Origin of the sequence: Ideonella azotifigens, assembly GCF_006519715.1 — a bacterium.
In the GTDB taxonomy this organism is placed as follows: domain Bacteria; phylum Pseudomonadota; class Gammaproteobacteria; order Burkholderiales; family Burkholderiaceae_C; genus Ideonella; species Ideonella azotifigens.
Genome location: NZ_VIDT01000155.1, coordinates 1 through 9,832, shown reverse-complemented (window position 1 = coordinate 9,832; position 9,832 = coordinate 1). Strand labels below are relative to the sequence as shown.

General features: G+C 68.1%; 5 protein-coding genes and 1 tRNA gene. 3 read left to right on the top strand and 3 right to left on the bottom strand.

The features are described from left to right. Nucleotides 1–1,016 precede the first annotated feature (1,016 nt). The 3 genes from FKP22_RS11915 to FKP22_RS11905 form a co-directional block, all read right to left on the bottom strand. Nucleotides 1,017–1,445 carry a universal stress protein gene (locus FKP22_RS11915; protein ID WP_141287710.1) on the bottom strand — a complete coding sequence of 143 codons (429 nt, stop codon included), beginning with the start codon at nucleotides 1,443–1,445 and terminating at the stop codon, nucleotides 1,017–1,019. 363 nt (nucleotides 1,446–1,808) lie between these two features. Beyond that, nucleotides 1,809–1,884: transfer RNA gene (locus tag FKP22_RS11910), tRNA-Ala, on the bottom strand. Nucleotides 1,885–1,950: 66 nt separating this feature from the next. Beyond that, on the bottom strand, nucleotides 1,951–2,757 hold the full coding sequence (locus FKP22_RS11905; protein WP_211361384.1) for a hypothetical protein: 807 nt from the start codon (nucleotides 2,755–2,757) through the stop codon (nucleotides 1,951–1,953). A gap of 211 nt (nucleotides 2,758–2,968) precedes the next feature. Here FKP22_RS11905 and FKP22_RS11900 point away from each other — a divergent pair, with 211 nt between their 5' ends. The 3 genes from FKP22_RS11900 to FKP22_RS11890 form a co-directional block, all read left to right on the top strand. After that, nucleotides 2,969–4,504 (top strand): TolC family protein, encoded by a 1,536-nt coding sequence (locus FKP22_RS11900; protein WP_231012717.1) that lies wholly within the window; start codon nucleotides 2,969–2,971, stop codon nucleotides 4,502–4,504. Then, entirely contained in the window at nucleotides 4,504–5,265 is a 762-nt protein-coding gene (locus tag FKP22_RS11895) for an efflux RND transporter periplasmic adaptor subunit (RefSeq protein WP_141287708.1), read from the top strand. The genes FKP22_RS11900 and FKP22_RS11895 overlap by 1 nt, the downstream gene beginning before the upstream one ends. A 79-nt stretch (nucleotides 5,266–5,344) precedes the next feature. Continuing rightward, a partial coding sequence (locus tag FKP22_RS11890) for a DUF4347 domain-containing protein (RefSeq protein ID WP_141287707.1) occupies nucleotides 5,345–9,832 on the top strand: 4,488 nt, incomplete at its 3' end.

Sequence of the window (9,832 nt, the reverse complement as noted above, 5' to 3'; positions counted from 1 at the left end):
TTGATCTCTTCGATCAGCTTGGTCTCCACCGGCTTGATGGCGACCTCCACGACCCGACGTGCCAAGCCACTCACCAGGGCGTAGCCCAGCAAAACGTGCAGCACGATCACCACCATCAGCCCCACAGGGTGCTTGCGGGGGCTGCGCTGCGATTCAGCGAAATCCACTCATTCCTCCAGTCGCCCTCGAAGGACGCTGTCTTTCTCATCGGCAACGGCCTTTTGGGCCGCGAAAAACGCCACTATAGCGGGCAATTTCTGCCTGCCATTACAGGCTTGACCCTAATGATTCACGGCAAAACCGGCTTCAGCCCTTGTAACCAGCCGGTTGAAAGGGCTGTTTGCCGAGTGTTGCAGTGCTTCAGTCGCGGTCAGCCGCAGCACTTGGACAAAGCGGATCCTGGAAGCGATTTTTGTGCCAGTGCTCCTTCCCAACCGGGCACCAACTTGGCGCATTTGCCGCTTTGACTCGGGACAAGAGGCAAACCGCGTGCCGCGGCGCGTGGCGCAGAAAGGGAATTCCCCCTGCAGGTGCAAGGAGGCGTGACCAGACGCGGCTGCGCGCTAAATTGCCTGATCGTCGCCAACGGCGCCGGAAGAGTTTGACAGCCTCGAACCACAGCAGGCCCGGCCTGGCCATGCAGTCTGCCGCCAGCAGCGCCACAGTAGCGGGCGCCGAGAACGAGAATGGTCCGCTGTAGGAGGTAATGGGCATACGGTGCCCAGTACGGCCAGCGTGCCCGCCACCACGGCCGAACTGGCGCTTGGAAGCGGCGTTGCCGAGCATGGCACGCGCACCCAGACCCTGGCGCCCGCATGCACCGCGAGCAAGGGCAGCCACATCGGTTCGGATGCCACCTTGCGTGCCGGCTTCAACACGCTGCGCAGCTTGCGCACCGCTGATTCGTTCGGCCCGTCGCGGGCCAGGCGCAGGCGAGCCTTGGCCTCGCTCAGCCGGTCGTCACCGACGGGCCAGTTGCCGCCGGCTTTCGGGATCGGCGGCGAAGACGCGGCGGTTCACTTCACAAGCACGACAGGCATTTCGGCGGTCGCCAGCACGCGCTGCGCGGCCGAGCCGAGCAGCAGGTCGGCGACGGCGCCGCGGCCTTTTGCGCCAAGCGCAATCAGGTCGAACTTGCCCGCCTTCGCGCAATGCACGATTTCCTGTGCGACGTGGCCTGTGCGCACTTCCATGTCGTGCTTGATGCCGGCCGAATCGAGCAGCTTCCTGGCGGGCTTGAGTTCCTTCTCGCTGAGTTCACGCAAGTAGTCGGCCACGGCCTCCTTGCCCACGAAGGCCTTGGCATGCCGCAGCCCGACATCGTCGTGCACGCTGATCAGGGTGACGGTGTTGCTGGTGGACGAGAGCGACTGCAGCAACTTGATGGCGTACTTGACGGCATGCAAGGCGGGCTTCGAGCCATCGGTGGCGACGAGAATTTTCATGCGGGCATCCTGTCTGATGCGGCACTGTCCTGCTCATCGAGCGGGGGCATGCGCCGCAAGGGCTTGTATTGGGCAATGTGGTGAGGAAGCAGCCCTGGCTGGCAGACGGATCGGCAGGCAACCAGTGCTGTGTCGCCCCGAGTTCAACACCGCCGCACCGGCGGTCGCTTGATCCAACGCAAACCAGCCAGCTGGCTGCGCGCAGACGCGCGAGCCGCCCGAATGGCGGATGCGTCGGTCTTGGTTTCGACAGGGAGGTGGACCCTGGTGGTTGGGCCCTGACGGGACACACGGGCCGGCCATGACGACGCCTCAGTGGTTCCAGGGAGCTCGCCGGATTCACGCTGAATCCTGGCGGAGCAGTGGTGGAGATGAGGAGGATCGAACTCCTGACCTTCGCATTGCGAACGCGACGCTCTCCCAGCTGAGCTACACCCCCACTGCAATTCAGTATAGCAGCGCGAAATTGGGCCGCAGAGGCGTGAATCTCAGCACTTTCACCGGGTTAGGCGCGAATCGAGCGCAGGTAGTCCAGCACCCTGGCGGTGCGCCATTCGGCGTCAAGCTGACAGCCCGCTGCACGGGCGCGCCGGCAGGCTTGCACAGCCTCTTGCCGCGTGTCCGTGGTCCAGGGGCGCAGGTCGGCCGGCAGGTCTGGCAACTGCAGTTCCGGTGGTGGCGCCGGGCCATCGCGCAGCCAGGCTTCGGCCTGCTGGAAAGCGTCGCGGCGCATCAGGTCGATCATGTAGTCGCAGGCCGACTGCAGCCCTGGCCGCAGCTTGCCGGCGCTGACCGTGATGATGGGCAGCAAGGGGGCGAGCGTCGGCACTAGGTGGTTGGCGTAGACCGTCGCGTGCCAGTAGCGCTCGGCCGTCTGGCGGAAGTGCGCCAGGTCGCGCACCGGCACCAAACCGGACTGTTCGATGGGCAGGATCTCGATCTGCGGTTTGGTGACGAACACCGTGTCGTTGGACACGTCCACGTACAGCGCGCCGAACTGGATCGCGTTCTGGAAATACTGCTCGCGCAGCACGCCCCAGATGCTGCGCACCACGCCCCCTTGGGCGACGAAGTCGTGCAATGCCTGCGTGACCGGATCGGCCGGCTTTGTCAGGCGTTGCGCCAGCCGGGCGTACAGGTCCTGCGTGATCTCCTCGCAGCGGCCGTATGGGTAGGCCTTGCCGCCGGCCAGCGGGAGGCGCTTGGCCAGCACCGCGTCTGTTTCGGCACGCAGGGCCAGGAAGTAAGGCATCAACTGGTCGGTCAACGGTCCCAGGCATTGGGCGGTCAGCGCCACCTGGGCGGCGTCCACGGGCACGATTTCCTGGGGCAGGCATGGCTTCACACAGTCGATTCTGCAACGCATCCGCGCCGCCGGGCCGATGGGCGGTCGCCAGAGACAGAGGTGTTTCGCCCCGCTTCTGTGCACCCTTGCTTGCGCCCAGCCTTCCTATGCTGCGAGCTCGGTCTCACACGCTTTGCGCACGGCCCTGCGGCGCTTCGAACTTCCTACAAGAATCACCATGCTTGCATTTGCCAAGACCTTGCTCGTGGCTGCCGCGGCGCTCGCCCTGAGTGCCTGCGCCTCGCTGCAGCCGCAGCCGCTGGCCGGCGCCGAGATCAGCGACATCACCCAGGCCGACAAGCTCGCGCTGCAGCAGAACGCCGCGCCGTTGGACGGCCCGTTGAGCCTCGAAGCCGCCATTGCCCGGGCCCTCAAGTACAACGCCGAGCGCCGCGTGCGCCGCATGGAAGAGGTGGTGGCTTTTGGCGGGCTGGACGCGGCCAACCTGGACATGCTGCCGCGCCTGGTGGCTTCGGCCGGCTACCGCAACCGCGACAACGACCTGCTGGTGCTCAGCAAGGACCTGGCCACCGGCACCGTGATTGGCGGCCAGACGATTTCCTCCAGCCGCGAAGCCACCGGCGTGGACCTCTCCTTCTCGTGGAGCTTGCTGGACTTCGGCCAGAGCTACTACGCGGCCCGCCAGAGCGCGGACCGTTTCCTGATCGCCACCGAACGCAGCCGCCGCGCCCAGCACCTGCTGGTGCAGGACGTGCGCACCGCGTTCTGGCGCGTCGCCGCGGCGCAGAAGCTCAGCGGCGAACTGCAGGCCACCACCCAGGTGGCCGAGCAGGCGCTGGCAGACGCCCGCAAGATCGAGCAGGAAGGCCTGCGCTCGCCGCTGGAGCCGCTGCGCTACCAGCGCCAGTTGCTGGAGAACCTGCGCCTGCTGGAACTGGTGGACCAGGAACTGAACAGCGCGCGCATCGAACTCGCGCAGCTGATCGGCGCGCCCGGCGGCCAGGCCATCACCGTGATCGAGCCGGCTGCAGCACCCGCCACTGCCTGGTTGAACCAGCCGGTGGAGCAACTGGAAACCTACGCGCTGTCGCAGAACGCCGAGCTGCGCGAGAGCATCTACAGCAGCCGCATCGCCCAGGCCGAAACCCGCAAGGCCATGCTGAAGATGTTCCCCGGCCTGTCGTTCAACTACGCGCTGCGCTCCAGCAATGACCAGTACCTGATCAACCAGTCCTGGAACGAGACCGGCCTGCAGCTGTCGTTCAACCTGCTGGGCGTGCTCTCGGCGATTTCGCAAACGAAGATGGCCCAGGCCGGCGTGCAGCTGGCCGACCAGAAGCGCATGAGCACGCAGATGGCGGTGATCTCGCAGCTGCACCTGGCGCGCCTGCAATACGGCAACGCGGTGCGCCAGTACGAGCGGGCCGACGCCATCGCCCAGGTCGACAGCCGCATTGCCAAGCATGTGGCGAACCAGGAAGCCGCCGCGCGCCAGACCCAGCAGGAACGCGTGGCCCAGCAGACGGCGGCCATCCTGTCGCAGCTGCGCCGCTACCAGGCCCTGTCCAACGTGCAGGCCGCCGCATCCAAGCTGCAGGCCACGCTGGGCCTGGAGCCGCGCCTCACCGCGCCGGAGGCCATGCCGCTGGCCGACCTGACGCTGGCCGTCGCGGGCGTGCTGAAAGCCTGGGATGCCGGCACGCTGCCCGCAGAACCGGCCGTGTCGGCTGACACCACCAAGGCGGTGCCGTGATGCGCGCGATTGTTTTCTGCACCACCGTTGCCACGCTGTCGTTTGCCGCGCTGGTCAGCTTCGGCACCGAAGCCGCCGAGCCCGCGCGGCCCGAACTGCGCGAGATCCGCGCGCAGCTCACGCCCAAGCGCTTCACCACGCTGGCCGCCGAAGTCGGCGCCAAGGTCCAGAGCTTGCCGGTGCCCGAAGGCGGCGCCTTCAAGGCCGGGCAGACGCTGGTGCAGTTCGACTGCTCGCTGCAGCAGGCGCAGCTGCAGAAGTCCAAGGCCGTGCTGGCTGCGGCCGACGCGACGCTGCAGTCCACCACGCGGCTCTCCGAGCTGAACTCGGCCGGCAAGCTGGAGCTGGAGATCGCGGGGACCGAAGCCGCCAAGGCCCGGGCCGACCTCTCGTACAACAACATCCTGCTCGGCAAGTGCCACATCGCCGCGCCGTTTGCCGGCCGCGTCTCGGAGCAGAAGGTGCGCGAGCAGCAGTACGTGCAGCCCGGCCAGACGCTGCTGGAGATCATGGACGACTCCACGCTGGAGCTGGAGTTCATCGCGCCCTCGCACTGGATGTCCTTCCTGAAGGTCAATTCGCCTTTCGAGATCCGCATCGACGAGACCGGCAAGACCTACCCGGCGGGCGTTGTGCGCACGGCGGCCAAGGTCGACCCGGTCAGCCAGTCGGTCAAGTTCACCGCGCAGATCCGCGGGCGTTTTCCCGAGCTGGTCGCCGGCATGAGCGGGCGCGTCATCGTCGACGTGCCGGCCCGCTGAGCGCAGCTTCAGTTCTTCCTCCTTCGGCAGCGCCTGCGCTGCCTCCGGGCCGCCGCCCGCCGAACCGACATCACGCCCTATGAATCGCCTTCCCCGCAGCATCTGGCATGACGTCGTCCGCCGCCTGGGCGCCTTGACCGGCAGTCCTGCCGAGCCGCGCGCACCGGCGCAGCTCCGCACCGTCGTGCGCCCGATGGTGCTGGAGCCTCGGCTGATGTTCGACGCCGCCGCGGTCACCGCCGCTGCCGAAGCGCTGCACCATGAGGCGCCTGCCGCCATGCCAGAGGCCAGCCACGGGGCCGCATTGGCCGACGCCGTTGCGCGGCTTGCAGACGCCGTTCCCGCCGCCGTCGCCGTGCACGAACAGGACAAGCCGAGCCCGCAGGACATTGTCTTCATCGACACCAGTATCCAGGGCTGGCAGGCGCTGCGCGACGGCGTGCTGCCAGGCGCTGATGTGGTGCTGCTGGACCCGGCGCAGGACGGCCTGACGCAGATGCTCACTGCGCTGCAAGGCCGCAGCGGACTGGACTCTATCCAGGTGCTGAGCCACGGCGCCGAAGGCCAGGTGTACCTGGGTTCGCTCACGCTGGACGCGAACACCGTTGCCAGCCGATCCGCCGACCTCGCGACACTGGGTGCTGCACTGAGCCCCGGCGGCGACCTGCTGCTCTACGGCTGCCGCGTCGCCAGCGGCACCGGCGAAAACTTCATCCATGCGCTGGCCGCCGCGACCGGTGCGGACGTCGCCGCGTCCAACGACAACACAGGCTCGGCCCAAGGCGGCAGCGACTGGACGCTGGAGGTCTCGACCGGCGCCATCGAAAGCCGCCTGGCGCTGAGCAGCGCCGCCCAGCAAGCCTTCTCCGGCCACCTGGCCACGCTGATCGTCACCACCAGCGACGACACCAGCGGCGGCGCCGACACCAGCTTTGGCGCCAACCTGGCCGACGACGAAAACGACGGCACCGGCCTGTCGCTGCGCGAGGCCATGCACTGGGCTCAGGACGGCGACACGCTGCAGTTCGGCAGCGTCGGCACGCCCAACCTGATCGGGGGGCAGACGATTGCGCTGAGCAGCAACCTCACGGTGCTCGACGGCATCGTTTTCGACATCGACCCGACCGATACGCTGACCATCACCGGCGCTGACCTTGAACTCAACGGCGCGCTGAACGTGGCCGGCGGCGGTGACAGCCTGGCCATCTCATCCAACATCAGCGGCGCCAGCGGCAGCCTCACGGTGGACAACGTCACGTTGACGCTCTCGGGCGCCAACACCTACGCCGCGGGCACGATGGTGCGCAACGCCCTGCTGACGGTGTACGACGGCAGCCAGCTTGGCGGCGGCACGCTGTCGCTGAACGGCGGCACGCTGAGCGTCACCGCCGGCGGTGCGGACATTGCCAACAACCTCGACATCGTCGCGCAGTACGGCGAAGTCTCGGTGGCCAACGGCGTGACCATCGCGCTGACCGGCCAGCTGAGTGGCGCCGACATGCTGCTGAAATTCGGCGACGGCACGCTGGTGCTGGCCAACGTTGGCAATGCCGGTAGCTTCAGTGGCGACACGCTGGTGCGCGAAGGCACGATCGCCATCGACCAGAACGACGACCTGGGCAGCGGCGCGCTGTCGCTCAACGGCGGCACGCTGTCCCTCACCGGCACCAGCACCATCGGCCACGACATCAGCCTGGGCGGCCTTGGCGGCACGGTCGACAACAGCGGTGCCGTCACGCTGTCCGGCGCGATTTCCGGCAGCGGCGACCTGGTCAAGACCGGTGCTGGTCAGGTCACGCTCAGCGGCAGCAACAGCTTCACCGGCGCTGTCACCGTCACCGACGGCACGCTGGCGCTGTCCGGCGGCGCGGCGCTTGCCGACAGCGTCGCGGTCACGATCAACGACGGCACGCTAAGCCTGATTGCGGACGAAACCATCGGCTCGCTGGCCGGCAGCGCCAACGTGGCACTGGACTCCTACACGCTGACCACCGGCGGCAACAACGCCTCCACCACCTTCAGCGGCGTGATCTACGGCAGCGGCGGCCTGGTCAAGGCCGGCAGCGGCACGCTGTCGCTCTCTGGCGCCAATACGTACACGGGGGCGACCACGATCTCGGCCGGCGGCCTCAGCCTCAGTGGCGGCAGCTCGATTGCCAACACTGGCGCTGTGATCGTGGCCAGCGGCGCCACCCTCACGCTGGCTGGCGGCAACGAAACCATCGGCTCGCTGGCCGGCGCCGGCAACGTTGTGCTTGGCTACCGGCTGACCACTGGCGGCGACAACACAAGCACCACTTTCTCCGGCGTGATCTCGTCCAGCGGCAGCAACGGCATCACCAAGGCCGGCAGCGGCACGTTCACGCTCAGCGGCGCCAACACCTACACCGGCAGCACCACGGTTTCGGCCGGCACGCTGGCGCTTGTCGGCGGCCTGGCGCTGGCCGACACCAGCGCCGTCACCGTGTCGTCTGGCGCCACCCTCAGCCTGGCTGCCAGCGAAGCCATCGGCTCGCTGGCCGGCAGCGGCAGCGTGGCCATGGGCAGCCTCTCGCTGACCACCGGCGGCGACAACGCCAGCACCAACTTCGCCGGCACGCTCAGCGGCAGTGGCCAGCTGTACAAACGCGGCAGCGGCAGCTTCACGCTCTCGGGCAGCAATTCGGGCAGCTTCAGCGGTGGCATCCGGGTCTACGTCGGCACGCTCAGCGTGGCGGGCGACGCCAACCTGGGCGCCGGCACGCTGACGCTGAACGGCGGCGCGCTGAGCGTCACCGGCAGCACCACGATAGACAACGCCATCGCGCTCAACACCAGTGGCAACCTGACCGTCAGCACCGGCAGCGTGACGCTCAGCGGCGCACTCTCCGGCAGCGCCACGCTGAGCAAGTTCGGCAGCGGCACGCTGGTGCTGGCCAACAGCGGCAACTCCGGCACGCACAGCGGCCAGACGCGCCTCTACGAAGGCACCCTCAGCGTGGCCAGTGACAGCAACCTGGGCAGTGGCACCGTCACGCTCAACGGCGGCAGCCTCAGCATCACCGGCGCGACGACGATAGACAACGCAATCTCGCTGGCCATTGACTCCGCCATCAGCAGCAGCGCGGCAGCCACACTCAGCGGCGTGATCAGCGGTGGCGGCGCCTTGAGCACTCAAGGCAGCGGCAAGCTCACGCTGAGCAACACCAACACCTACACAGGCAGCACGACAGTGGCTGGCGGCACGCTGAACCTCACCGGCAGCCTTGCCAACACCAGCGTGCTGGCGGTCGCCAGCGGCGGCACCCTGGCCGGCACCGGCAGCGTCGCCGGCGTGGTCGTCGTGAATTCCGGCGGCACCATCGCCCCCGGCACCAGCGCTGGCAACGGCGCCGGCACGCTGACGCTGAACAGCGGCCTGGTGATGCAGGACGGCAGCACTTACGCGGCCGACGTGGCCGGTGCCACGCCCGGCAGCGGGCACGACCAGATCGTCGTGCACGGCAGCGTCACGCTCAATGGCGGCTCGCTCAGCCTGGCAGTGGTCAACGGGGCCGTGTCGGCGGGTGACAACCTCGTGCTGATCGCCAACGACGCCGCAGACGCCATCAACGGCAGCTTCGCCAACCTGGCCGACGGTGCCACTTTCACGACCAATGACGGCCACCCGCTGCAGCTGGCGCAGGCCGGCGGCGACGGCAACGACCTGGCGCTGGCTGCGCTGAACGCGGCGCCCACCGCCACCGGCATTGCCGCGCAAAACGCCACCGAAGGCAGCGCCTTCAGCTTCACGCTGCCAGGCAACAGCTTTGCCGACGTGGACGTGGGCGACACCCTCACGCTCAGCGCCACGCTGGCCAGCGGTTCTCCGCTTCCGAGCTGGCTCAGCTTCAATGCCGGCACCGGCCAGTTCAGCGGCACGCCGGGGCAGGCCGATGTGGGCGCCATCAGCGTGCGCGTGACGGCCACCGACGGCAGCGGCGCCAGCGTCAGCAGCGACTTCAGCCTGGCCGTCGCCGGGCTGCACCACGCACCTTTGCTCGGCACACCGGCCAGCATCCAGCTCACCGACACTGCGGCCAGCGACAGTTTTGCCAACGTCACTGGCCAACTCTCGGCCAGCGGCGACCTCGGCCTCACACTGCAGTTCAGCATTGACGGCGGCAGTGCCGGCTCGGCCACCGTGGGCGGCCACAGCTACGACAGCTACAAAGCCGGCAGCTTCGGCACGCTGTGGCTGAACAGCGGCAGCGGCTTGTACGTCTACGTGCCCGATGCTGCTGCGGTCAACGCCACGGCCGGCACTGCGCAGGAAAGCTTCGCACTCACCGTCTCCGACGGCAGCCTGGCCGCGCACAGCAACCTGGTGGTGCACATCGCTGGTGTGGACGACGCGCCGCAAGGCGGCGTCGCCGTCAGCGGCAACGTGGTCGTCGGCCAGGTGCTGACCGCTGCACCCGCGCTGACCGATGCCGAAGGCGTGGCCGGCACCACGCTGCGCTGGCAGGTTCGGGATGGCAACGGCCAGTGGGTCGACGTGGCAGGCACAAGCGGCAGCACGCTGCTGCTCAGCGACGCGATGGCCGGC